At 57.9% G+C, this 23635-nt stretch carries 19 protein-coding genes and 1 tRNA gene; 13 read left to right on the plus strand and 7 right to left on the minus strand.

Annotated features, from left to right (window positions below):
• Nucleotides 1-353: 353 nt before the first annotated feature.
• The 7 genes from putP (at nucleotide 354) to D7S44_RS23260 (ending at nucleotide 8175) form a co-directional block, all read left to right on the plus strand.
• A complete protein-coding gene (gene putP, locus D7S44_RS03485; protein WP_120452075.1) occupies nucleotides 354-1838 on the plus strand; it encodes a sodium/proline symporter PutP in 1485 nt (494 codons plus the stop codon).
• A gap of 179 nt (nucleotides 1839-2017) precedes the next feature.
• The gene (efeU, locus tag D7S44_RS03490) at nucleotides 2018-2851 is read left to right on the plus strand and encodes an iron uptake transporter permease EfeU (protein ID WP_120452077.1); all 834 of its coding nucleotides are present in this window, start codon (nucleotides 2018-2020) and stop codon (nucleotides 2849-2851) included.
• Between the two features lie 4 nt (nucleotides 2852-2855).
• Nucleotides 2856-3977: an iron uptake system protein EfeO gene (gene efeO / locus D7S44_RS03495; RefSeq protein WP_120452079.1), complete on the plus strand. Its 1122-nt coding sequence runs from the start codon at nucleotides 2856-2858 to the stop codon at nucleotides 3975-3977.
• A gap of 1 nt (nucleotide 3978) precedes the next feature.
• Entirely contained in the window at nucleotides 3979-5253 is a 1275-nt protein-coding gene (efeB, locus tag D7S44_RS03500) for an iron uptake transporter deferrochelatase/peroxidase subunit (protein ID WP_120452081.1), read from the plus strand.
• Nucleotides 5254-5760: 507 nt separating this feature from the next.
• Nucleotides 5761-6549, plus strand: a complete 789-nt coding sequence (gene phoH / locus D7S44_RS03505) for a phosphate starvation-inducible protein PhoH (RefSeq protein WP_120452083.1) — start codon at nucleotides 5761-5763, stop codon at nucleotides 6547-6549.
• Nucleotides 6550-7019: 470 nt separating this feature from the next.
• Nucleotides 7020-7904, plus strand: coding sequence for a glycosyltransferase family 17 protein (locus D7S44_RS03510; RefSeq protein ID WP_120452085.1), 885 nt, complete (start codon nucleotides 7020-7022; stop codon nucleotides 7902-7904).
• Nucleotides 7905-7986: 82 nt separating this feature from the next.
• Nucleotides 7987-8175: a hypothetical protein gene (locus D7S44_RS23260; RefSeq protein WP_147402080.1), complete on the plus strand. Its 189-nt coding sequence runs from the start codon at nucleotides 7987-7989 to the stop codon at nucleotides 8173-8175.
• A gap of 227 nt (nucleotides 8176-8402) precedes the next feature.
• Here D7S44_RS23260 and D7S44_RS03515 read toward each other — a convergent pair.
• A tRNA-Ser gene (locus tag D7S44_RS03515) sits at nucleotides 8403-8490 on the minus strand.
• Nucleotides 8491-8734: 244 nt separating this feature from the next.
• On the opposite strand from D7S44_RS03515, the gene phoA reads away from it, so the two are divergent.
• Entirely contained in the window at nucleotides 8735-10159 is a 1425-nt protein-coding gene (phoA, locus tag D7S44_RS03520) for an alkaline phosphatase (RefSeq protein ID WP_120452087.1), read from the plus strand.
• A 48-nt stretch (nucleotides 10160-10207) separates the two neighbouring features.
• Here the strand turns inward: phoA and mfd are convergent, their stop codons facing one another.
• Both mfd and D7S44_RS03530 read right to left on the minus strand, forming a co-directional pair.
• Entirely contained in the window at nucleotides 10208-13651 is a 3444-nt protein-coding gene (gene mfd, locus D7S44_RS03525) for a transcription-repair coupling factor (RefSeq protein WP_120452089.1), read from the minus strand.
• 102 nt (nucleotides 13652-13753) lie between these two features.
• On the minus strand, nucleotides 13754-13963 hold the full coding sequence (locus tag D7S44_RS03530) for a hypothetical protein (RefSeq protein ID WP_120452091.1): 210 nt from the start codon (nucleotides 13961-13963) through the stop codon (nucleotides 13754-13756).
• Nucleotides 13964-14185: 222 nt separating this feature from the next.
• Here D7S44_RS03530 and lolC point away from each other — a divergent pair, with 222 nt between their 5' ends.
• From lolC to cobB, 4 genes are all read left to right on the plus strand, one after another.
• Nucleotides 14186-15385: a lipoprotein-releasing ABC transporter permease subunit LolC gene (gene lolC, locus D7S44_RS03535; RefSeq protein ID WP_120452093.1), complete on the plus strand. Its 1200-nt coding sequence runs from the start codon at nucleotides 14186-14188 to the stop codon at nucleotides 15383-15385.
• On the plus strand, nucleotides 15378-16082 hold the full coding sequence (gene lolD, locus D7S44_RS03540; RefSeq protein WP_120452095.1) for a lipoprotein-releasing ABC transporter ATP-binding protein LolD: 705 nt from the start codon (nucleotides 15378-15380) through the stop codon (nucleotides 16080-16082). Before lolC ends, lolD begins: the two co-directional genes overlap by 8 nt.
• Complete coding sequence (gene lolE, locus D7S44_RS03545; protein WP_120452097.1) at nucleotides 16082-17326, plus strand: lipoprotein-releasing ABC transporter permease subunit LolE; 1245 nt, start codon at nucleotides 16082-16084, stop codon at nucleotides 17324-17326. Before lolD ends, lolE begins: the two co-directional genes overlap by 1 nt.
• A gap of 92 nt (nucleotides 17327-17418) precedes the next feature.
• Nucleotides 17419-18252 carry a Sir2 family NAD+-dependent deacetylase gene (gene cobB, locus D7S44_RS03550; protein ID WP_120452098.1) on the plus strand — a complete coding sequence of 278 codons (834 nt, stop codon included), beginning with the start codon at nucleotides 17419-17421 and terminating at the stop codon, nucleotides 18250-18252.
• Nucleotides 18253-18324: 72 nt separating this feature from the next.
• Here the strand turns inward: cobB and potD are convergent, their stop codons facing one another.
• From potD to potA, 4 genes are read right to left on the minus strand one after another with little or no spacing between them, the layout of a single operon-like run.
• Entirely contained in the window at nucleotides 18325-19368 is a 1044-nt protein-coding gene (gene potD, locus D7S44_RS03555) for a spermidine/putrescine ABC transporter substrate-binding protein PotD (protein ID WP_120452100.1), read from the minus strand.
• A complete protein-coding gene (gene potC / locus D7S44_RS03560) occupies nucleotides 19368-20153 on the minus strand; it encodes a spermidine/putrescine ABC transporter permease PotC (protein WP_120452102.1) in 786 nt (261 codons plus the stop codon). Before potC ends, potD begins: the two co-directional genes overlap by 1 nt.
• On the minus strand, nucleotides 20150-21010 hold the full coding sequence (gene potB / locus D7S44_RS03565; RefSeq protein WP_120452104.1) for a spermidine/putrescine ABC transporter permease PotB: 861 nt from the start codon (nucleotides 21008-21010) through the stop codon (nucleotides 20150-20152). Before potB ends, potC begins: the two co-directional genes overlap by 4 nt.
• On the minus strand, nucleotides 20994-22109 hold the full coding sequence (gene potA / locus D7S44_RS03570; protein WP_120452106.1) for a spermidine/putrescine ABC transporter ATP-binding protein PotA: 1116 nt from the start codon (nucleotides 22107-22109) through the stop codon (nucleotides 20994-20996). The genes potB and potA overlap by 17 nt, the downstream gene beginning before the upstream one ends.
• Nucleotides 22110-22402: 293 nt before the next feature.
• Here potA and pepT point away from each other — a divergent pair, with 293 nt between their 5' ends.
• Nucleotides 22403-23632: a peptidase T gene (gene pepT / locus D7S44_RS03575; protein ID WP_120452107.1), complete on the plus strand. Its 1230-nt coding sequence runs from the start codon at nucleotides 22403-22405 to the stop codon at nucleotides 23630-23632.
• Nucleotides 23633-23635 lie beyond the last annotated feature (3 nt).

The raw sequence follows: 23635 nt of genomic DNA on the forward strand, positions 1-23635 counted from the left end.
GCCTTTTTAATGATTAATTTGTTAATGCTTTAAAAGGCGGCACGGAACTTGCTGCAAGAATCTCGCCAGAATTGTGCGGCGCTAACCTACTGCATTACCAGGGGTTTACGTTGGTGCAACTTCTGAACTGTGAGCGAGTGCAACCTGTTGACAAAATTTAGCCAGTAACAGGTGAAATCGCTGTAACGCCTGTGTTAAATCCATTGTGCGCGTCGCGCCTTTCCGGCAGGATACCGCGCCTCAGGAAACGTCAGGCGCCTGAATCTGGACAAAACCTGTAGCCTCGCCCCGTTCCGACGAGGCCACAGCGTGCGGTTTCTCACGGGAAATCAACTATAAAAGTGGAGAGACGAATGAGTGTAAGCACACCGATGCTGGTGACTTTTGTGATCTATATCCTTGGAATGGTGCTGATAGGATTGGCGGCCTACCGTTCCACTAAAAACTTTGACGATTATATTCTGGGCGGCCGCAGTCTGGGCAGCTTCGTCACTGCGCTCTCGGCAGGGGCGTCGGATATGAGCGGCTGGCTGCTGATGGGCCTGCCGGGCGCGATATTCCTCTCCGGCATTTCGGAAAGCTGGATCGCCATCGGCCTGACCATCGGCGCCTGGCTTAACTGGAAAATTGTGGCGGGCCGTCTGCGCGTGCAGACCGAGCATCATGACAACGCCCTGACGCTGCCCGATTTCTTTACCAGCCGCTTTGAAGACAACAGCAAAATCCTGCGCGTCATCTCGGCGCTGGTGATCCTGATTTTCTTCACTATCTACTGCGCATCAGGCGTGGTAGCGGGCGCGCGCCTGTTTGAAAGCACCTTCGGCATGAGCTATGAAACCGCGCTGTGGGCCGGTGCGGCGGCAACCATTCTCTATACGCTGATTGGCGGCTTCCTCGCGGTAAGCTGGACCGATACCGTACAGGCGAGCCTGATGATTTTTGCCCTGATCCTGACGCCAGTTATCGTGATTGTCGCCGTGGGCGGACTGGACAGTTCGCTGGCGGTGATAGAAGCGAAAAGCATTGAAAACCTCAATATGCTGAAAGGGCTGAACTTCGTTGCAGTGATTTCGCTGCTGGGCTGGGGACTCGGCTATTTCGGGCAGCCGCATATTCTGGCGCGCTTTATGGCGGCCGATTCGCACCGCTCCATCCGCACGGCGCGCCGCATCGGCATGGCGTGGATGGTGCTCTGCCTGGCAGGCGCGGTCGCGGTCGGCTTCTTCGGCATCGCCTACTTCCAGAATCACCCGGAGCAGGCGGCAAACGTCAGCGGCAACGGCGAGCGCGTATTTATCGAACTGGCGCGCATTCTGTTCAACCCGTGGATCGCCGGTATCCTGCTTTCAGCAATCCTTGCGGCGGTTATGTCGACGCTGAGCTGTCAGCTGCTGGTCTGCTCCAGCGCCCTGACTGAAGATCTCTACAAAGGCTTCCTGCGCAAAAATGCCAGCCAGAAAGAGCTGGTATGGTTTGGCCGCGCGATGGTGCTGCTGGTGGCGCTAATCGCCATTGCGCTCGCCTCTAACCCTGATAACCGCGTGCTGGGGCTGGTGAGCTACGCCTGGGCCGGTTTCGGCGCAGCCTTTGGTCCGGTAGTGCTGTTCGGCGTCTGCTGGAAACGTATGACGCGCAACGGCGCGCTGGCGGGCATGATCATCGGCGCGGCGACGGTGCTGATCTGGAAACAGTATGGCTGGCTGGGTCTCTACGAGATCATTCCGGGCTTTGCTTTCTCCAGCATTGCGATTGTGGTCTTCAGCCTGCTGGGCCGCGCGCCTTCTGCCGCCGCGCAGCAGCGCTTCGCAGCAGCAGAGGCGGAGTACCTCGCTAAGTAACGCGTTCCCCTATAAAGCCCGCTCTCTTTTAAGGGAGCGGGCTTTTTTTTGCCTGCGGTCAGCGAAATAATTTCGGTCCATTACTTGTTTTTTTTCTTGCGATAATGATAATCGGTATCGTTCGCATTTTACCCAACTTTACCTGCGGTTGACGCTATATAACATTCAAGAGGTCGGCGATGTTTGTTCCTTTTCTTATCATGCTGCGTGAAGGCCTGGAAGCGGCGCTGATCGTCAGCCTGATCGCCAGCTATCTGAAGCGTACTGGCCGCACCCGCTGGTTCCCGGCGCTGTGGGCTGGGGTATCTATTGCCGCGGCGCTCTGCCTGGCGCTTGGCATTATCATCAACGCGACCACCGGCGAGTTCCCACAGAAACAGCAGGAGCTGTTCGAGGGTATTGTGGCCGTGGTCGCCGTAGCGATCCTGACCTCAATGGTGTTCTGGATGCGCAAGGTGGCGCGCAATATGCGCGTACAGCTTGAACAGGCGGTCGACCAGGCGCTGAACCAGAGCGGTCGCGGCGGGCTGGCGCTGGTGCTGATGGTGTTTCTCGCCGTTGCGCGCGAAGGACTGGAGTCGGTGTTCTTCCTGCTGGCGGCCTTTACGCAGGATGTCGGCTATGCGCCGCCTGCGGGCGCGGTGCTGGGGCTGGCGACGGCGGTGGTGCTGGGAATGCTGCTCTACTGGGGCGGCGTTCGCCTGAATATGGCGCACTTCTTCCGCTGGAGCAGTCTGTTTATTCTGTTTGTCGCTGCCGGACTGGCGGCGGGCGCTATCCGCGCATTTCATGAGGCAGGCCTCTGGAATCACTTTCAGTCTGTCGCCTTCGATCTGAGCAACGTGCTCTCCACGCATTCGCTGGCGGGCACGCTGCTTGAGGGCGTACTGGGCTATCAGGAGACGCCCAGCATCAGCGAAGTGGCCGTCTATTTTCTTTATCTTATTCCGGCGCTGCTGCTGTTTTTACTGCCGGCGCGTCCGGCGCGCCAACTTTCTACTAAACAGGGATAACTTTATGATGATTCGCTTTCGCCGCAAAACTCTGCTGGCTTCTCTGCTGGCGTTGTCGGGAACCGCTGCGGCTGCCGATATTCCGCAAGTTACCGTCAGCGTGACGGATACCCAGTGCGAACCGATGCAGCTAACGGTCAAGGCAGGTAAAACCCAGTTTCTGATTAAGAACAACAGCCAGAAAGCGCTGGAGTGGGAGATTCTGAAAGGCGTTCTGGTGGTGGAAGAGCGTGAGAATATCGCGCCGGGCTTCAGCCAGAAACTGACCGCTAATCTGGAAGCGGGCGAATATGAGATGACCTGCGGCCTGCTGAGCAACCCGAAGGGCAAGCTTATCGTGCAGGGCGACGCCTCGCCCGCCGCGAAAAGCGGCAAGCCCGATGTGCTGGCGCTGGCGGGCCCTATTACCGCATATAAAGCTTACGTGACGCAGGAAGTGGCGCAGCTGGTGACAAGCACCGAAGCCTTCACGCAGGCGGTAAAAGCGGGCGATATCGAAAAGGCTAAAGCGCTCTATGCGCCGACGCGCCAGCACTACGAGCGTATCGAACCCATCGCCGAGCTTTTCTCCGATCTCGACAGCAGCATCGACGCGCGCGAAGACGATTATGAGAAGAAAGCGGAAGATCCAAAATTCACCGGCTTCCACCGTCTGGAGAAAGCGCTGTTCAGCGATAACAGCACCAAAGGTATGGAGGGCTACGCGACGCAGCTTAACCGCGACGTGAAGGATCTGCAGACCCGCATCAGCGCGCTGGCCTTCCCGCCGGTGAAAGTGGTCGGCGGCGCAGCAGGCCTGATTGAAGAGGTGGCCTCCAGTAAGATTTCCGGTGAAGAAGATCGCTACAGCCGCACTGACCTGTGGGATTTCCAGGCGAACGTCGACGGGGCGCAAAAAATCGTTGATCTGCTGCGTCCTCAACTACAGCAGGCGAACCCGGAGCTGCTGGCGAAGGTCGACGGCAACTTTAAAAAAGTGGACGCTATTTTGCGTAAGTACCGCACAGGAGAGGGCTTTACCTCCTACGAGAAGCTCACCAGCGCGGATCGCAATGCGCTTAAAGGGCCGATTACCGCGCTGGCGGAAGATCTCTCTTTACTGCGCGGTACCTTAGGGCTGGATTAGTATGAGTCGTAAACAGGATGAGGCGCAGCCCGCACGGCGGCGCCTGTTAAAAGGTCTGGGTCTGTTCGGCGGCGTGGCCGCCCTGGGCGGCGGTTGTCCATTTCATGCCGCAGCCGACAGTTTCTCTCCCGGAACGGTTGCGCCCGATGCGCGACAGCAGGTACAACCTTTCTACGGGCAGCATCAGGCGGGCATCACCACGCCGCAGCAGGCCTCGATGATGCTGGTCGCCTTCGACGTGCTGGCCAGCGACAAAGATGAACTGGTACGGCTGTTTAAGCTGCTGACCGCGCGCATCGCCTTTTTGACCACAGGCGGTGCGGCGCCGGCGGTTCCCAATCCAAAACTGCCGCCGATGGATTCCGGTATTCTGGGCGCGGAGATCGCGCCGGATAACCTGACCATTACGGTTTCGGTGGGCGTGTCGCTGTTTGACGAACGTTTTGGCCTGCAGGCGCTGAAGCCGAAAAAGCTGCAAACCATGACGCGCTTTCCCAACGATTCGCTTGATGCCGCCCAGTGCCATGGCGATCTGCTGCTGCAGATCTGCGCCAATACCCAGGACACGGTAATCCACGCGCTGCGCGATATCGTTAAATATACTCCCGATCTGCTGGGAGTACGCTGGCGACGCGAAGGCTTTATCGCCGACCACGCTGCGCGCAGCCAGGGCAAAGAGACGCCGATTAACCTGCTGGGCTTCAAGGATGGTACGGCGAATCCCGACACTCAGGATAAGCCGCTGATGGATCAGCTGCTGTGGGTGACGGCCGATCAGGATGAGCCGGCGTGGACGCGCCACGGCTGCTATCAGGCGGCGCGCATTATTCGTTTTCACGTGGAGATGTGGGACCGCACGCCGCTCGGCGAGCAACAGACCATTTTTGGCCGCGACAAGCTGAGTGGCGCGCCGCTGGGCATGCAGCATGAGCATGACGTACCCGATTATAGCCGGGATCCGGATGGCGAAATCATCGCTCTTGACGCGCATATCCGCCTTGCTAATCCACGCACGCGCGAGACGGAAAGCAGCCTGATGCTGCGCCGCGGCTACAGCTATTCGGCGGGTACCACCGCATCGGGGCAGCTCGATATGGGCCTGCTGTTCGTCTGTTATCAGCACGATCTGGAAAAAGGCTTTATCACGGTACAGAAACGGCTCAACGGCGAAGCGCTGGAAGAGTATGTTCGTCCCATCGGCGGCGGCTACTTCTTTGTTTTGCCTGGCGTTCCTGACGAAAAGCACTATCTGGCGCAGCCGCTGCTGGAAGCCTGATCTACCTGCGCCGCCGCTACGGCGGCGCGGTTTTTCCCCCTCTCAGAAAAAAAATTATTTCCCGCGTCTTACAGGTAATTCCTTCATTTATCTGCAAAAGAATTTTTCTCCTCGCTGGTCGCCGCCTGCTGTTTTTGATTTCCTGGAGTGCTCGTAAAATTAATGTTGCCAAGTCTGTTAAAATTAGTGCAAGTTAATGGGTAAGCGGGTTGTATCGCATACTGAGGTCGCGCATGGGAAGGTCCTTTACAGGACAGACAGTTTCACTTCAGGTTTCACACTCTTCAGCGAGGGCCAGCGCGCCTTCGACAGCACACTCTTCTTTATCAAATTGTAATTTCCACCTCCGAATTTACCGGTGTGCGGCTGCGCTTCGGTGCGGCGGCACATCTTTATCAACGGCACGTCATGGCTCTAAAGGAAGCCAATCAAACCTCTAAAGCGTTCAGTTAATCGTGACGGGCAGCGGCCCAACGCGGGAAATGAAACCAACTGTAAGGTGCGACTATGGGAAGACAGAAAGCAGTGATCAAAGCGCGTCGTGAAGCCAGAAGGGTGCTTCGTAGTGACTCTCGCAGTCATCGTCAGCGTGAAGAAGAATCGGTCACTTCGCTGGTGCAGATGGGTGGGCTGGATGCAATCGGGATGGCGCGCGATGTGCGCGACCGTTCGCCGATAGCCGCCAGAAATGATGCTCAGGCGCACTATCTCCATGCCATAGAAACGAAGCAGCTGATCTTTGCGACCGGTGAGGCCGGATGCGGTAAAACCTGGATCAGCGCCGCGAAAGCGGCAGAGTCCCTGATACATAAGGATATCGACAGGATTATCGTCACACGTCCGGTGCTACAGGCTGATGAGGATCTGGGATTCCTGCCAGGCGATATCTCAGAGAAATTTGCCCCGTATTTCCGGCCGGTCTACGACGTTCTGGTTAAACGTCTTGGCGCTTCCTTTATGCAGTACTGTCTGCGACCCGAAATCGGCAAGGTGGAAATCGCGCCTTTCGCCTATATGCGCGGGCGCACGTTCGAAAACGCAGTAGTGATCCTCGATGAGGCGCAAAACGTCACTGCGGCCCAGATGAAGATGTTCCTGACGCGCCTTGGCGAAAACGTCACGGTGATTGTTAACGGCGATATTACCCAGTGCGACTTGCCCGCTGGGGTGCCTTCCGGTCTTGCGGACGCGCTGGCGCGATTCGAAGAGGACGAGATGGTCGGCATTGTACGCTTCGGCAAAGATGACTGCGTGCGTTCGGCGCTCTGTCAGCGAACGCTCCATGCGTATGGCTAATTGAGTCAGTCTGTGTAGCAAGCAAAACCCGGCCTCGGCCGGGTTTTTTTTAAAAGTTAATGAAGTCTAAACCAGCCCACTGACTTATCAGCAAGAGCAAGCATCACTTTTTTCCTCCCCTTTGCGGCAGTCCTCCACATCAACACATCGATAAATTACTGCGTGGCTACATCCGCATCTCAAACTCACTGTATCTTTGCCCGTTATAAACATTGTCTGTGTGTCGTCCGTGCAGTTGAAACACGTGTGCAGCGGCACAGGCACGAGCTGGTTAGCAGCAGGGTTAAGACTAAAAATCAGGCAGGAAAGGCGGCGGGGGTAATCAGCGGAATTTACTTACTGTGGGAAGCCTTTCTGTTGAATTCAGCGCATCTCAGGCAGTTGGCGATTTGTGTACATATGTATAAATTTGCTAAAATCATTACGTTTTCATTACGTTTTCATTACGCTTTGCATGCGAGCTTATAACAATGATTTATGATTGCTTTTTATACTACGATGAAGACCTTCTTCTTGAATTAAGGCTTAATACTCTGCATGCTCACGTTGATAAATTTGTCATTGTCGAGTCGCTTTATACGTTCACCGGTAAGAGGCGGGACAAGCTCAATTTTGACATTGAGAAGTTTAGTGTCTTCCGCGATCAAATAATTTATGTCGTGAACGACACGCCGCCAAGATTTTATAAAGAAACATTTTATTCAAACAGCTCTCTGGTTAAAGCGGGTGAAACCGATCCCTGGGAAAACGAATCTACAGCGCGCAACTCCATTATGAAGGGGCTTGTTGAGGCTAAAGACAACGATGTTATTATCGTTTCTGACGTCGATGAAATACCTCGTCCGGAGGCTTTAACTCGATTTAGCCGCAGGCATATCTGCACAACGCTTTATCAAAACTTCTATAACTTCAAATTCAATGTGCAGGTTCTGAATGACGATGGTTCTCCGCGGCTGTGTAAATTACCCAAAATGGTCACCTTTAAGCGTCTGAAGCATTTTTTCCATGGGCAACCGGAGTTGCTTCGAAATGTTAAGCGTAAAGGCACGCCTGTCCGGGAAAGCTGGTGGCGCTGGAGGCTCCTCAGGCTGCGAACGCACATCGTTTATGATGCTGGCTGGCACTTTTCCTGGGTAATGAGTGATGACCGCATTAGCGAGAAAATGGCTACCATTTCTCACACTGAGCATAATTTACCCGAATTTAATAACCCGGATCATATTCGCCGTTGCGTTGAACAAAATATTGATATCTGGAACCGGCCTCGCAAAATGGCAATCAGGCCTGTTACAAAGGAATTGATGCCAGACTGGTTGGTAGATAATCAAAGTCGTTTTAAAGATTTTATTAAGTAACTCAGAAGAGCTGCAGCCAGAGCTCTTCCGTATTATTCTGTAAATATTTAAGCCGCGACGGCATCTCATTACAGAGCTTATAATGACGCTTTCAACGCCCCGCAATTTTTCGCTGATTTTGTATAAAAAAGTAGAAATACAAAGCTGGCAACTTTACCTGGAAGCAGGCCGCCATATTACTTATTGTCCATTAGGCCAGTTGCTCCAGGGCATCTCTTATCTTCGTCTTTCCAGTTATGAAAAGTGGAGCGCATGCTGCCAGGTGGAATAACTTGTGACTCTTTCACCAGAGATTATGGAAACTTCAACTGAATCGAAATGCTGGCAGTGATGAGAATCCATCCGCTGCGCTCGTCCTGCGGGTAACATCTCAGGCTCCGCTGTTCATCTCACTGCGCCAGTTATCGAACCCGCCAGGGGCGGGGCGCTTACCGTCCCCTCACTGAGCGACAGGCAAAAAAAAGTCTGAACTAAAGTTCAGACTCTTCTTCGAAATGATGGCGGTGAGAGGGGGATTCGAACCCCCGATACGTTGCCGTATACACACTTTCCAGGCGTGCTCCTTCAGCCACTCGGACACCTCACCACATTTTGTTTGCCGACCTTGCTGGGTCAACGGGGCGCTACTATAGGGAGTCGGCTGAAAAGGGTCAAGCACTATTTTTCTCTTTTTTTCTATCCGCTTAAGCTCTGTTCGAATCGATTTATCACTGCGCAGCTCGGTCAGATTGTCATCAAAAAGAAATCCCACAGCCACAAAAACGTCACCAAAGCATCACAGACTTAACGACTGAAACTTCTGGTAAATTTTGCTAATAAGGGAACACAAGATGAAACAGATGCGCCTCTTTACCTTTTCGCTGCTCGCTTCAGTGGTGAGCTTCTCTGTTCATGCCGAAACCGCCAGCGCGCAAACGGATGCAGCCTGGTCGCGCGCCGCAACCGGAGACGTTACTCAGCACGGCGGCGCACGTCGCCTGACCGGCGATCAGACAGAGGCGCTGAAAGCGTCGCTGCGCAACACCACGGCGAAAAACGTCATTCTGCTGATCGGCGACGGCATGGGCGACTCAGAAATCACCGCGGCGCGCAATCTGGCGGAGGGCGCAGGCGGCTTCTTTAAAGGGCTGGACGCGCTTCCGCTTACCGGTCAGTACACCCACTATTCGCTGGACAAAAAAACGCATAAGCCGGACTACGTTACCGATTCCGCCGCGTCCGCCACCGCGTGGGCCACTGGCACCAAGAGCTATAACGGTGCTATCGGCGTCGACGTCAACGGCAAAGATCAGCAAACCCTGCTGGAGATCGCCAAAGCGGCAGGTAAAGCGACCGGCAACGTCTCTACGGCGGAGCTACAGGACGCCACGCCCGCCGCGCTGATGGCGCACGTCACCAGCCGCAAATGCTACGGCCCGGAGAAAACCAGCGAGCTGTGCGCCAGCAACGCGCTGGAGCAAGGCGGCAGAGGATCGATCAGCGAGCAAATTTTGAAAACGCGCGCCGACGTGGTGCTGGGCGGCGGCGCAAAATCCTTTAACGAAGTGGCGAAAGCGGGCGACTATCAGGGCAAAACCCTGCGTGAGCAGGCGCAGGCGCGAGGATATCAGCTGGTGAGCGACTGGCAGGGGCTGAACGCCGTGACCGCCGCCAGTGACCAGAAACCGCTGCTCGGCCTGTTTGCCGATGGCAATATGCCGGTGCGCTGGAAAGGGCCGAAGGCGAGCTATCACGGTAATATCGACCAGCCAGCAGTAACCTGCGAGGTTAATAAAGAGCGTCCGGTCGCTACCCCGACGCTGGCGCAGATGACCGCAAAAGCGATAGATCTGCTTAAAACCAACCCGAACGGCTTCTTCCTGCAGGTGGAGGGCGCATCGATCGATAAAGAAGATCACGCGGCGAACCCGTGTGGCCAAATCGGCGAAACCGTCGATCTCGACGAAGCGGTGCAGCAGGCGCTCGCCTTCGCGCGCGAAGAGGGCAATACGCTGGTGGTCGTCACGGCGGATCACGCGCACAGCAGCCAGATCATCGCCAATGAGACGAAGGCACCAGGCCTGACGCAGGCGCTCAACACCAAAGATGGCGCGGTGATGACCATCAGCTATGGCAACTCAGACAGCGACTCGCAGGGACATACCGGCACGCAGCTGCGTATCGCGGCCTATGGCCCCTGGGCGGCGAACGTGGTGGGACTGACCGATCAGACCGATCTCTTCTTTACGCTGCGCGATGCAATGGCGCTGAAATAAAAACAACGTCTCCCGCCTGGCGGGAGACGTTGCCTTTTACCTTAACGATCAGACGCGGTTTTCGCGCAGCTGGGCCATAAAGCCCTGCACCCACTCCATACGCAGCTTGCGCTCGGCCAAATCACGCGTAAAGCGCAGGCGGGTCGGGCCATCCAGCTTCCACTGCTGCGGCTCCTTCTGCAGCAGGCTAATCAGCCAGCCGGGATCGACGCTGTTCTGCGGCGCAAAATCAAAGAAGCCGCCTTTATCGCTCACTTCGATCTTACGGATGCCGAGGCTACGCGCCATCAGCCGCAGCACCGCGATATCCAGCAGATTGCGCGCCGCATCCGGCAGCACGCCGAAGCGGTCGATCATCTCAACCTTCAGCTCCTGCAGCTCCTCTTCGCTGTCGGCGCTGGCGATGCGCTTATAGAGCGACAGGCGCGTGTTGACGTCGGGAATAAAATCCTCCGGCAGCAGGGCGGGCATACGCAGCTCGATCTCGGTCTGATTGCTGGTGAGATCTTCCAGCGACGGCTCGCGCCCCGCCTTCAGCGCATCCACCGCGTTCTCCAGCAGCTCCATATAGAGCGAGAAGCCCAGCGTCTCCATCTGGCCGCTCTGCTCTTCGCCCAGCAGTTCGCCCGCGCCGCGGATCTCCAGATCGTGCGTCGCCAGCGCGAAGCCCGCGCCAAGATCCTCCAGCGAGGCGATCGCCTCCAGACGCTTCTGCGCGTCGCCGGTCATCGCCTTGGGCGGCGGCGTCAGCAGCCAGGCGTAAGCCTGGTGGTGCGAACGCCCGACGCGGCCGCGCAGCTGGTGCAGCTGCGCCAGACCGAAGTGGTCGGCGCGCTCGATAATAATGGTGTTGGCAGTCGGGATGTCGATACCGGTTTCGATGATGGTGGTACAGACCAGCACGTTGAAGCGCTGATGGTGGAAGTCGTTCATCACCCGCTCAAGGTCACGCTCGCGCATCTGACCGTGGCCGATGGCGATACGCGCTTCCGGCACCAGCTCTGCCAGCCGCTGCGCTGCCTTTTCAATATTTTCAACGTCGTTGTAGAGATAATAGACCTGGCCGCCGCGCAGCACTTCACGCAGGATCGCCTCGCGTACTACCAGCGCATCGTACTCGCGCACAAAGGTTTTTACCGCCAGACGACGGGCGGGCGGCGTGGCGATAATCGACAGATCGCGCATGCCGCTCATCGCCATATTCAGGGTGCGCGGGATCGGCGTCGCGGTCAGCGTCAGGATATCGACGTCGGCGCGCATCGCCTTGATGCGCTCTTTGTGGCGCACGCCGAAACGGTGCTCTTCGTCGACGATCAGCAGCCCTAAATCGTGCCACTTCAGATCGCTCATCAGCAGCTTATGAGTGCCGATCAGAATATCGATTTTGCCTTCGCTCGCCTCCTGCAGCACCTGCGTCTGCTCTTTGGCGCTGCGGAAGCGCGACAGCATCTCGATGCGCACCGGCCAGTTGGCGAAGCGATCGCGGAAGTTGTCGTAGTGCTGCTGCGCCAGCAGCGTGGTCGGCACCAGTACCGCGACCTGCTTGTGGTTCTCGACGGCGAGAAAAGCGGCGCGCATCGCCACTTCAGTTTTGCCGAAGCCGACGTCGCCGCACACCAGGCGATCCATCGCCAGCGGCTGGCACATATCGCTCAGCACGGCGTTAATCGCCTGTGCCTGATCCGGGGTGGTTTCAAAGGGGAAGCTCTCGCAAAAGAGCTGATACTGTTCGCGGTCGTGTTTAAACGCGTAACCCGCTTTCGCCGCGCGCTGGGCGTAGATATCGAGCAGCTCGGCGGCGACGTCGCGCACTTTCTCCGCCGCTTTTTGCCGCGCGCGCGTCCAGGCGTCGCTGCCCAGCTTGTGCAGCGGGGCATTTTCATCCGCGCCGCCGGCGTAGCGGCTAATCAGATGCAGCGATGACACCGGCACGTAGAGTTTGGCGTCATTGGCATAGGAGAGCATCAGATACTCCGCCATAATGCCGCCCGCTTCCAGCGTGGTCAGGCCGATATAGCGGCCGACGCCATGTTCCAGATGCACCACCGGCTGACCGGGCGTCAGCTCGGCCAGGTTGCGGATCAGAATATCGGGATTGATGGTGCGGCGCGTATCCTGTCGGCGACGGCTCACGCGCTCGCCCAGCAGATCGCTTTCGCAGATCAGGGCGCGGTCGCGCAGCGTATCCACAAAGCCGCGCTCGCTGGCGCCGATCATCAGCGTAAAGCGTTCGTCGTTTGCCTCATCGAAACGCTGTACCGTCTGCGGGCGCAGCTTAATGCGCGCCAGCAGCTCCTGCAGGCTTTCGCGGCGGCCTTCGCTCTCTACCGAGAAGGTAACCTGACCGCTGAAGCCATCGAGGAACTGCCGCAGCGGATCGAGCGGCGCTTTGGCCTGCGCCTGCACCGCGATATCCGGTAGCGGCTGATAGCCAAGATTGGTGTTGGCGGCTTTCTCCGGCAACGCCTCGTTGGTCATTTGCATGCGCGGCCAGTGGTTCAGCTCGCCCAACAGCGCATCCGGACGCAGCCACAGCGTGGTCGGCGTCAGCAGCGGGCGCATCGGATCGACGCGGCGGTTTTCATAGCGCGCTTCGACGTCCTGCCAGAAACGCTCCGCGCTGCCGTTAAGATCGCCACAGTTCACAATCAGCGTATTGTCGGGCAGATAGCTGAACAGCGTCGGCAGCTCCTGCTCAAAAAAGAGCGGCTGCCAGTATTCGATTCCGGCAGGCAGCGTGCCCTTGCTGACCTGCTGATAGATATGTTCCGGTTCGCGGCGCACGTCGAACAGTTCGCGCCAGCGGGTGCGGAACAGCTCGATCGCCGCTTTGTCGGTAGGGAATTCATGGGCCGGCAGCAGATTGATCGCCGGCACCGCTTCCAGCGTACGCTGGCTGTCGACGTCGAACAGACGCAGGCTGTCGATCTCGTCGTCGAAAAAGTCGATGCGATAGGGCTGCTCGCTGCCCATTGGAAAGAGGTCGAGCAGCGCGCCGCGCGTGGCGTATTCGCCATGCTCCATCACCTGGTCGACATGGCGGTAGCCCGCCTGCTCCAGCTGATCGCGCAGGCGATCGCGCGACAGTTTCTGTCCCTGCTTCATCACCAGCGCATGGCCGTGCAGATAAGGATGCGGACAGACGCGCTGCATCAGGGTATTCACCGGCATAATCAGCATGCCGCGTGCCATCGTCGGCAGCTGGTACAGCGTCGACAGGCGGGCCGAAATAATATCCTGATGGGGTGAGAAGCTGTCGTAAGGCAGCGTTTCCCAGTCGGCGAGGTGGCTGACGGGCAGATCGGTAAACTGACGGATTTCATCCAGCAAACGCAGCGCGGTTTGCATATCGGGAGTGATCATCAACACCGGACCGGCGTGGCGCTCGGTAATGCTGGCGCATTCCACCGCGTGTGCGGCACCGATCAGCTGGCCGAGCTGGCGACGATCGCCGGGTTTTACGGGCAGGGCATAGCGGGTCTGTTCGGACATGGGATCTTGTGGTTCTCTCCATTTTTTCCAGGGCGCCATGATTCCACATTACGCCCTGGCGATCACCTGCTGCGACGGTTTTTCCTTTGCGCGGTGGCCGAGTTATTTAGCGGATGGTTGGGTATAGTGCATGCGCGGACGATCGACATTCGCCCAGCTCAACTCTGTTTCCAGATGATAGCTGTGGTTGCCATCGTCCCACCTGACGTAGTAACCGGCTGGCGCGTCTCCCTGTTCAAAAACGTTAACGATCTCGCCCTTAATCTCTCCCGATTTGTGTTTCACAATGCTGCCTTTGGGATATTTGAACATGGTGTTTACTCCCGCGCCTGAAGAGCCGGTTGCTGACTACACCCTATAGTGTAGCTTACCCGCACGGCAGGCGATTAAACGCGCAACCAGCAGCGTCGGGATTTCTTTTTAACAAAAATCGGCCACACTTTGCCGCGTACTCAGAGGGTTAGAGGTTTCATAAACCGAACGCCTCCTTTATCATCACTGGTCTACTTTCAGGCAACTGCCAAGACGGAATACATGTATCAACCTGTCGCGCTATTTATCGGCCTGCGCTATATGCGTGGGCGAGCATCGGATCGCTTTGGTCGCTTCGTTTCCTGGCTCTCCACTATCGGCATCACGCTCGGCGTGCTGGCCCTGGTCACCGTGCTGTCGGTGATGAACGGCTTTGAACGCGAGCTGGAGGGCAATATCCTTGGGCTGATGCCGCAGGCGCTGATCACCAGCGACAAAGGCAGCATTAACCCGCAGCAGCAGCCCGCCGACAGCCTTAAGCAGGCGGGCGTCAGCCGCATGGCGCCGCTCACGACCGCCGACGTGGTATTGCAGAGCGCGCATAACGTGTCGGTCGGCGTGATGCTCGGGATTCAGCCCGATCAAAAAGATCCCCTTACGCCGTTTCTGGTTAATACGCCGCAGAGCGTGCTGCAGTCGGGCCAGTATAACGTCATCCTCGGCGAGCAGCTGGCGGCGCAGCTTGGCGTCAAACGCGGCGACGAGCTGCGTCTGATGGTGCCGTCGGTTAGCCAGTTTACCCCGATGGGGCGCGTGCCGAGCCAGCGGCTGTTCACCGTTGCAGGCACCTACGCGGCTAACAGCGAGGTGGACGGCTACCAGATTCTGGTTAACCAGCAGGACGCCTCGCGCCTGATGCGCTATCCGGCGGGCAACGTCACCGGCTGGCGGCTGTGGCTGGATAAGCCGCTGCAGGTGGATGCCCTGAGCCAGCAGTCGCTGCCTGCCGGGCTGGTGTGGAAAGACTGGCGCGAACGCAAAGGCGATCTGTTCCAGGCGGTGCGCATGGAGAAAAATATGATGGGGCTGCTGCTCAGCCTGATCGTTGCTGTCGCCGCCTTTAATATCATTACGTCGCTGGGCCTGCTGATCATGGAGAAGCAGGGCGAAGTGGCTATTCTGCAAACCCAGGGGCTGACGCGCCGTCAGATTGTCGCGGTCTTTATGGTGCAGGGCGCCAGCGCCGGGATTATCGGCGCGCTGCTCGGCACGCTGCTGGGTGTGCTGCTGGCCAGCCAGCTTAATAATCTGATGCCGGTTATCGGCCTGTTCCTGGATGGCGCGGCGCTGCCGGTCGACATCAATCTCTGGCAGGTGGTGACCATCGCCGTGACGGCAATGGTTGTCGCGCTGCTGTCGACGCTCTATCCCTCCTGGCGCGCCGCCGCCGTTCAACCCGCTGAGGCTTTACGTTATGAGTAACACCCCTTTGTTGCAGTGCCGCGAGCTGTGCAAGCGCTATCAGGAAGGCAGCGTGCAGACTGATGTGCTGCGCAACGTCACCTTTAGCCTGCAGCCCGGCGAACTGGTGGCGATTGTCGGCAGCTCCGGCTCCGGCAAAAGTACGCTGCTGCATCTGCTGGGCGGCCTGGACGCGCCGACCTCCGGCGATGTGGTATTTGACGGCCAGTCGTTGAACGCCATGACTTCTTCCGCCAAAGCGGCGCTGCGCAACCGTGAGCTGGGCTTTATTTACCAGTTCCACCACTTGCTGCCCGACTTTAACGCGCTGGAGAATGTGGCGATGCCGCTGCTGATCGGCAAGACCGGCAAAGCGGAAGCGCAGCAGCGCGCGCGTGAGATGCTGGCGGCAGTGGGGCTGGAGAAGCGCGCGCATCATCGTCCGTCAGAGCTGTCGGGCGGCGAGCGCCAGCGCGTCTCTATCGCCCGCGCGCTGGTGAACCGTCCGCGCCTGGTGATGGCGGATGAGCCAACCGGCAACCTCGACGCGCGCAACGCCGACGCTATTTTTGAACTGCTGGGTGAGCTGAATGTCCGCCAGGGCACCGCCTTTCTGGTGGTGACGCACGATCTGCATCTGGCGAAACGCCTGTCGCGTCAGATGGAGATGCGCGACGGTCAGTTAAGCGAGCAGGTGACCTTAGCAGGAGCGCTCTGATGGGTTCGTCGTTATCCCTGTTGTTAGGGCTGCGCTTCAGCCGCGGCCGCCGCGGCGGCGGTATGGTGTCGCTGATTTCCATTATCTCGACGCTGGGCATCGCGCTGGGCGTGGCGGTATTGATCATCGGCCTGAGCGCCATGAACGGTTTTGAACGTGAACTGAATAACCGCATTCTGGCAGTGGTGCCGCACGGCGAGATCGAGGCGGTGAATCAGCCGTTCCGCAACTGGCAATCGCTGATCGCGCCGGTAGAGCAGGTGCCCGGTATTGCCGCCGCTGCGCCCTATGTTAACTTCACCGGTCTGATCGAGAGCGGTGCGAAGCTGCAGGCGCTGCAGGTGAAAGGCGTTGACCCGGCGCAGGAGCCGCGCCTCAGCGCGCTGCCCCAGTTTGTCGAAGGGGATGGCTGGTCAACTTTCGCCGCAGGCAAGCAGCAGATTATTTTAGGCGGCGGCATTGCGCGCGCGCTTAACGTGAAGCAGGGCAGCTGGATCACTATCCTGATCCCTAACAATGATGGCGGCACGAAACTGCTGCAGCCGAAGCGTATTCGCCTGCAGGTGAGCGGTATTCTGCAGCTGAGCGGCATGCTGGACCACAGTCTGGCGCTGGTGCCGCTGGCGGACGCGCAAAACTATCTCGATATGGGTGACAGTGTCACGGGCATCGCCCTGAAGATGCGTGACCCGTTCCAGGCGGTGAAGCTGGTGCGCGATGCGGGCGAGGCGACGCACGCTTACGTCTATATTCGCAGCTGGATCGGCACCTTTGGCTATATGTATCGCGATATTCAGATGATCCGCGCCATTATGTATCTGGCGATGGTGCTGGTGATTGGCGTAGCCTGTTTTAATATCGTCTCGACGCTGGTTATGGCGGTAAAAGACAAGAGCAGCGATATTGCGGTGCTGCGCACGCTGGGCGCGAAAGATGGTTTGATCCGCGCCATTTTTATCTGGTACGGCTTGCTGGCTGGGCTGCTCGGCAGCGTCAGCGGCGTGGTCATCGGCGTGCTGGTGGCGCTCAATCTCACTACCTTAGTGCGCGGGCTGGAATCGCTGACCGGCCATCATTTGCTGGCGGGCGATATCTACTTTATCGATTTTCTGCCTTCAGAGCTGCACTGGCTGGACGTTTTCTCCGTATTGCTGACGGCCATTGTGCTTAGCCTGCTGGCGAGCTGGTACCCGGCGCGACGCGCCAGCCGCATCGATCCGGCGCGCGTGCTGAGTGGCCAGTAGCAGGGCGGAAACGGCGGCATTGCGCTGTCATACGCGGCCGCTACACTTGAGATTTTCTGGCGGCGACCCGACGTCGCCCACAAGGAGTTTTTATGCGCACACCGCGTCGACGCTTGCGGCTCGCCCGTTATAAGAAGAACCGCCGCAAGGTGCATCAGCGTTTTCGCCAGCGTATTTTTGAACGCGATCGTCAGGTAGAGCTGGCGGCCCACCCGCAGCCGTTTGTGGTGGTGCTGACCGGCGCGGGCATCTCGGCCGAATCGGGCATCCAGACCTTTCGCGCCGCCGACGGCCTGTGGGAAGAGCATCGCGTTGAAGATGTAGCGACGCCGGAGGGTTACCGCCGCGATCCCGAACTGGTGCAGCGTTTCTACAATGCGCGCCGTCGTTCACTGCAGTCGAGCGAGATCCAGCCTAACACCGCGCACAAGGCGCTGGCCGAGCTGGAGCAGGTGCTGGGCGACAACTTTTTGCTGGTGACGCAGAATATCGACAACCTGCACGAGCGGGCTGGCAATAGTCGCGTGCTGCATATGCATGGCGAACTGCTGAAGGCGCGCTGCACCAGCAGCGGGCAGGTGATTTCATGGAGCGAGGATCTCACGACCGACGATCGCTGCACCTGCTGTCAGTTTCCTGCGCCGCTGCGCCCGCATGTGGTGTGGTTCGGTGAAATGCCCATCGGCATGGAGGAAATTTATCACGCGCTGGAGAAGGCGGATCTTTTTATCGCCATCGGCACGTCCGGACACGTCTATCCGGCGGCGGGCTTTGTGCATGAAGCCAGACTGCAGGGCGCCCATACCGTGGAGCTGAATCTGGAACCGAGCCAGGTCGGCAACGAGTTTGCTGAGCGTCACTACGGGCTGGCGAGCGAAGTGGTGCCGCACTTTGTCGATAGTTTCTTACGCAGCCTTTACAAGTAACCTTCTGTTTTACAGACGGCTTAGCGGTTAAGAGGCGGGTACAATAAAAAGGCGGCCTGGCCGCCTTTTTTTTTAACGTCCCGCCTTTAACTTCTGGAACAGCGTCTCATACAGCACGCTGGCGTCGCCGACGTCGTTCTGCCATTCGCCGTTCTTAATGATGTCAGCTGAAGGGTAGAGCGACGGATCCTCCGCTACCGCTTTCGGCAGCAACGCCTTCGCGGCCAGGTTCGGCGTCGGATAGCCGATGGTTTCCGCGACCTTCGCCGCCACGTCGGGACGCAGCAGGAAGTTGATCAGCTTCAGCGCGCCCGCCTTGTTTTTCGCGTTAGCGGGGATCGCCAGGTTATCCATCCAGAAAATCCCGCCCTCTTTCGGCCAAACCACCTCAAGCGGCGTGCCCGCCTGACGCGCCACATAGGCGGAACCGTTCCAGATCATGCCGAGATTCACTTCGCCTTCCATAAAGGGATTACCGGGATTATCGGAGTTAAAGGCGAGCACGTTCGGCATCAGCTTCTTCAGCTCTTCATAGGCGGCGTTGATCTCTTTCGGGTCACGGGTATTGCCCGACAGGCCCAGCTTGCGCAGCGCCATCTGGAACACTTCGCGCGCGTCGTCGGTCAGCAGCAGGCTCTGCTTATACTCCGGCTTCCACAGATCTGCCCAGCTCTGCACCGACTTCGCGTCGACCACGTCGGTATTGACGCCAATCGCCGTCGCGCCCCAGATATAGGGAATCGAATAGTCGTTACTGGGATCGAACGGCTTATTCAGCAGGTTCGGATCGAGGTTTTTGAAGTTGCTCAGCTGCGTCTTGTCGATCTTTTGCAGCATGCCTTCATTGCGCATTTTCGCCACAAAGTAGGTTGAAGGCACCACCAGATCGTAGGCGCCATCCTTCCAGGTCTTCAGCTTGGCATACATGCTCTCATTGGACTCATAGGTAGAGTAAATCACCTTGATGCCGGTCTCTTTAGTGAACTGCTCCAGCAGCCCCGGCGGCACATATTCGGTCCAGTTGTAGAAGTAGAGCGTTTTGCTGTCGTCAGCCTGCGCGCCCTGCATGCCAAGCGCCAGCGCCCCAGCCGCCAGCCAGTGAGACCATTTCTTCATTATCCAATCCTCTGTTTGGTTTTATCACGGAGCAACAGCTGACTGACGCCGACCAGCAGCAGCGACAGCAGCAGCAAAATCGTCGCCAGCGCATTCACCTCCGGCGAGACGCCGACTTTTACCATCGAATAGATCTTCAGCGGCAGGATCTCGAACGTTGGGCCGGTCACAAAGGAGGAGACCACCACATCGTCCATCGACAGGGTAAAGCTCAGCAGCCAGCCCGCCGCCACCGCCGGCATCGCCAGCGGCAGAATGATTTTACGCAAGATAGTGGTTTCGCTGGCACCCAAATCTTTCGCCGCCTCCAGCATCCGCACGTCAAAGCCTTTCAGCCGGGAATAGACGGTGATCACCACAAAGGGCAGGCAGAAGGTGATATGCGAAAAGAGCAGCGACCAGAAGCCGAGCGAAATGCCCAGCAGCATAAACAGCACCAGCAGAGAGATCGCCATAACAATATCCGGCGACATCATCACCACGAACAGCATGCCGCTGACGAAGGGTTTGCCGCGAAAGCGGTAGCGGTAGAGCGCCACGGCGGTGAGCGAGCCGATCAGCGTCGCGCAGCTGGCGGAGAGCACGCCCATCATCAGCGAATGTTGCGCCGCCTGGATCAGGCTGTCGTTATTCACCAGCAGGCTGTACCACTGGGTGCTGAATCCCTGCCAGTTAATGCCGAAGCGCGACGCGTTAAACGAGTTCACGATCAGGATCGCGATGGGGATATAAAACCAGGCGTAAATCGCGGCCATAAAGCCGCCGCGTAGCAGGCGTGCGATCATTCCAGCTCCACCTTTTTATTCAGCAGGCGCGCGGCGCGCCAGTAAAACAGCAGCATCAGGCCCATCAGCAGCGTCATTACGATGCTGGTCGCCGCGCCGAACGGCCAGTCGCGGATATTCAGGAACTGGCTCTTGATGACGTTGCCGATCAGCAGGTTCTTCGCGCCGCCCATCAGATCCGCCACGTAGAAAAGGCCCATCGCCGGAATCAGCACCAGCAGACAGCCCGCGACAATGCCCGGCATCGTCAGCGGCAGGATAATGCGGAAAAAAGTCTGCGCTTTGCTGGCGCCGAGGTCGCGCGCCGCTTCCAGACAGGCGCGATCCAGCTTCTCCAGGCTGGAGTAGAGCGGCAGCACCATAAAGGGCAGCAGAATGTAGATCAGGCCGAGGATCACCGCCTGAGGCGTATACATAATGCGAAACGGCGTCTCAATTACGCCGAGCCACAGCAGAAAGTCGTTCAGCCAGCCGCGCGTGCTGAGAAAGATTTTCAGCCCGTAAATACGGATCAGCGAGTTGGTCCAGAAGGGCACAATCAGCAGAAACAGCATCAGCGGGCGCAGGCGCGCCGACAGCTTCGTCAGACACCAGGCGAAAGGATAGCCCAGCAGCAGGCAGCAGAGCGTAGCGATAACCGCCATATTGAGCGAGTGCAGCAGCACTTCGCCATAGAGCGGATCGAGCAGCCGCGTATAGTTGCTGAGGGTGAACGCCATACGAACGAAGTGCGCATCGTCGCGCGTCAGAAAGCTGGTGATAAAGATCATCAGGTTCGGCAGCAGCACGAACAGCGCCAGCCAGCCGACGATCAGCGCCGTCACGCTTTTCTGAAAACGGTTACGCATCAGCTTCATAGGGCAGTACCACCTCCCAGCTGGGAACCCAGTTCACCGCCATTTTTTGATTAAGGGAGTGATCGAAGTCGGGATCGTCCTCGTTAAAGAATTCGCTGACCGTCACCAGCTTGCCATTTTCCAGCTCGACGGTGGATTCCAGCGTCATGCCTTTATAGTTGCGCTCGCGTACGTAGCCGATCAGGCCCTCTATCGTCTGGTCGCTGTGCACTTCCTCAACGCGCAGATCTTCCGGACGCAGCAGAACATGCAGGCGATCGCCAGCGCTGACCGGAAAGGCGCAGTGGATATCGCATTCGCGGCCTTCGACGCGGGCGCGCACGCGTGGCGCATCGCTGGCGTCGATAACGTCGGCGTCAAACACGTTGATCTCGCCGATAAAGCGCGCTACGAACAGATTCTTCGGCTCTTCGTAGATTTCGCGCGGCGTGCCGTCCTGCTCAATCTTGCCGTCGCGCATCACCACGATACGGTCCGACATGGTCAGCGCCTCTTCCTGATCGTGCGTCACGAACACAAAGGTGATGCCGAGCCTGCGCTGCAGCGCTTTCAGTTCGTTCTGCATCTGCCTGCGCAGCTTGTAATCGAGCGCCGAGAGCGACTCGTCGAGCAGCAACACTTTGGGGCGATTTACCACCGCGCGCGCAATGGCGACGCGCTGCTGCTGACCGCCGGAGAGCTGATGAGGGCGACGATCGGCGAAGCTTTCCAGCTGCACCATCGCCAGCGCCTCGTTGACGCGCGCGGCGATCTCCGCATTTGGCGTTTTCTGCATGCGCAGGCCGAAGGCGACGTTTTCAAAAACGGACATGTGCGGGAAGAGCGCGTAGCTCTGAAACACCGTGTTGACGTGGCGATGCTCGGCAGGCGTGTCGGTGATGTCGATGTCATCCAGCACCACGCGGCCGTTGTCGACCTCTTCAAGCCCGGCAATCAGGCGCAGGATAGTGGTTTTGCCGCAGCCCGACGGACCGAGCAGGGTAATAAATTCGCCGTGGTCGATGGTCAGGTTAAAGTCGCTGATAATGGACTTGCCGTCGAAAGCTTTACTGATGCCAGAAAGCGTAACCAGCGCCTGCTGCGCGCGTGTTTGCGTCATTTTAGTCACTCAGTCGGTAATAAGGTCGAACAGGTTACAGCATAGCCGCTTACGTCGGCCAGCCAGCGAGAGGGCGCGATGATACCTGAAAAACGCGGCAATGCCATGTTTTGGCGGTGAAAAGAGGCGAATGCGCGTTTATAAACTCCCCTGACGACAGATGTTAAGCGCTGCGGTAAAAGATCCTTCTGCAAATGCTCAGCGCAGGTTAACCTGTCAGTTAATGATATGACGCAACATGCGTCGGACGCGGCTGTTGATAATAATAGTCGGCTTCTTTTGAAGGATGGCATATGGATCAGTTACTTGAACGGTTTTTGAGTTATGTGGCGGTAGAGACGCAGGCAAAACCGCAGGCGCGTCAGGTGCCCAGCAGCGAAGGGCAGTGGACGCTGGCGCGCAAGCTGCAGGAAGAGCTGATTGCGCTTGGTTTTATTGACGTATCGCTTAGCGATCACTGCTGCGTAATGGGCACGCTGCCCGCTAATGTCGACTGGCCGACGCCGGTGATCGGTTTTATCTCGCATATGGATACCTCGCCCGACTTTACGGCGAAGAACGTAAACCCGCAGATTATCGAAAACTACCGCGGCGGCGATATCGCGCTCGGTATGGGTGAAGAAGTGCTGTCGCCGGTAATGTTTCCGGTGCTGCATAAGCTGACTGGCCATACCTTAATCACCACCGACGGCAAAACGCTGCTCGGCGCTGATGATAAGGCGGGCATCGCCGAGATCATGACGGCGATGGCGCGTCTCGCGAAAGGGGATATTCCGCACGGCGCTATCCGCGTCGCCTTTACCCCGGATGAAGAGATCGGCCGCGGCACTTCCCATTTCGACGTTGAAGGTTTTGCCGCCGACTGGGCCTATACCATCGACGGCAGCGATCTGGGCGAATTTGAATATGAGAACTTTAACGCCGCATCGGCGGTGGTGAAGGTTGTCGGCAATAACGTCCATCCCGGCTCGGCGAAAGGCGTGATGGTGAACGCGCTGGATGTGGCGACGGCGTTTCATGCCGAAGTGCCGGCAAAAGAGCGTCCGCAGTTTACCGAAGGCTACGAAGGTTTTTATCATCTGCATCAGATGAAGGGGACGGTAGAGCACGCCGAGCTGCAGTACATTATCCGCGATTTCGACACCGACTCTTTCGAGCAGCGCAAGCAGGTACTGACGGCGATTGCCGAACGCATCAACGCCGGGCTGCATAAAGACTGCTCTGTAACGGTGGAGATCAGCAACAGCTATCGCAATATGCGCGAGAAGGTCGAGCCGCATCCGCATATTATCGAGCTGGCGCTGCAGGCGATGCGCGACTGCGGCATTGAGCCGAAGGTGAAGCCGATTCGCGGCGGCACCGATGGTTCTGCGCTCTCATGGAAAGGGCTGCCCTGTCCGAACATCTTTACCGGCGGCTATAACTACCACGGCAAGCACGAGTTCGCTTCGCTCAATATTATGGCGCAGGCGGTGGATGTGATCGTGCGGCTGGCGGAACTGGCCGCAGAGAAAAAGGCATAAAAA

Source organism: Pantoea piersonii (assembly GCF_003612015.1).
GTDB lineage: Bacteria > Pseudomonadota > Gammaproteobacteria > Enterobacterales > Enterobacteriaceae > Pantoea > Pantoea piersonii.

Coding starts and splice junctions, on each gene's coding strand:
- putP (WP_120452075.1), top strand. CDS start 354: ATGAGTGTAAGCACACCGATGCTGGTGACTTTTGTGATCTATATCCTT.
- efeU (WP_120452077.1), top strand. CDS start 2,018: ATGTTTGTTCCTTTTCTTATCATGCTGCGTGAAGGCCTGGAAGCGGCG.
- efeO (WP_120452079.1), top strand. CDS start 2,856: ATGATGATTCGCTTTCGCCGCAAAACTCTGCTGGCTTCTCTGCTGGCG.
- efeB (WP_120452081.1), top strand. CDS start 3,979: ATGAGTCGTAAACAGGATGAGGCGCAGCCCGCACGGCGGCGCCTGTTA.
- phoH (WP_120452083.1), top strand. CDS start 5,761: ATGGGAAGACAGAAAGCAGTGATCAAAGCGCGTCGTGAAGCCAGAAGG.
- D7S44_RS03510 (WP_120452085.1), top strand. CDS start 7,020: ATGATTTATGATTGCTTTTTATACTACGATGAAGACCTTCTTCTTGAA.
- D7S44_RS23260 (WP_147402080.1), top strand. CDS start 7,987: ATGACGCTTTCAACGCCCCGCAATTTTTCGCTGATTTTGTATAAAAAA.
- phoA (WP_120452087.1), top strand. CDS start 8,735: ATGAAACAGATGCGCCTCTTTACCTTTTCGCTGCTCGCTTCAGTGGTG.
- mfd (WP_120452089.1), bottom strand. CDS start 13,651: ATGTCCGAACAGACCCGCTATGCCCTGCCCGTAAAACCCGGCGATCGT.
- D7S44_RS03530 (WP_120452091.1), bottom strand. CDS start 13,963: ATGTTCAAATATCCCAAAGGCAGCATTGTGAAACACAAATCGGGAGAG.
- lolC (WP_120452093.1), top strand. CDS start 14,186: ATGTATCAACCTGTCGCGCTATTTATCGGCCTGCGCTATATGCGTGGG.
- lolD (WP_120452095.1), top strand. CDS start 15,378: ATGAGTAACACCCCTTTGTTGCAGTGCCGCGAGCTGTGCAAGCGCTAT.
- lolE (WP_120452097.1), top strand. CDS start 16,082: ATGGGTTCGTCGTTATCCCTGTTGTTAGGGCTGCGCTTCAGCCGCGGC.
- cobB (WP_120452098.1), top strand. CDS start 17,419: ATGCGCACACCGCGTCGACGCTTGCGGCTCGCCCGTTATAAGAAGAAC.
- potD (WP_120452100.1), bottom strand. CDS start 19,368: ATGAAGAAATGGTCTCACTGGCTGGCGGCTGGGGCGCTGGCGCTTGGC.
- potC (WP_120452102.1), bottom strand. CDS start 20,153: ATGATCGCACGCCTGCTACGCGGCGGCTTTATGGCCGCGATTTACGCC.
- potB (WP_120452104.1), bottom strand. CDS start 21,010: ATGAAGCTGATGCGTAACCGTTTTCAGAAAAGCGTGACGGCGCTGATC.
- potA (WP_120452106.1), bottom strand. CDS start 22,109: ATGACGCAAACACGCGCGCAGCAGGCGCTGGTTACGCTTTCTGGCATC.
- pepT (WP_120452107.1), top strand. CDS start 22,403: ATGGATCAGTTACTTGAACGGTTTTTGAGTTATGTGGCGGTAGAGACG.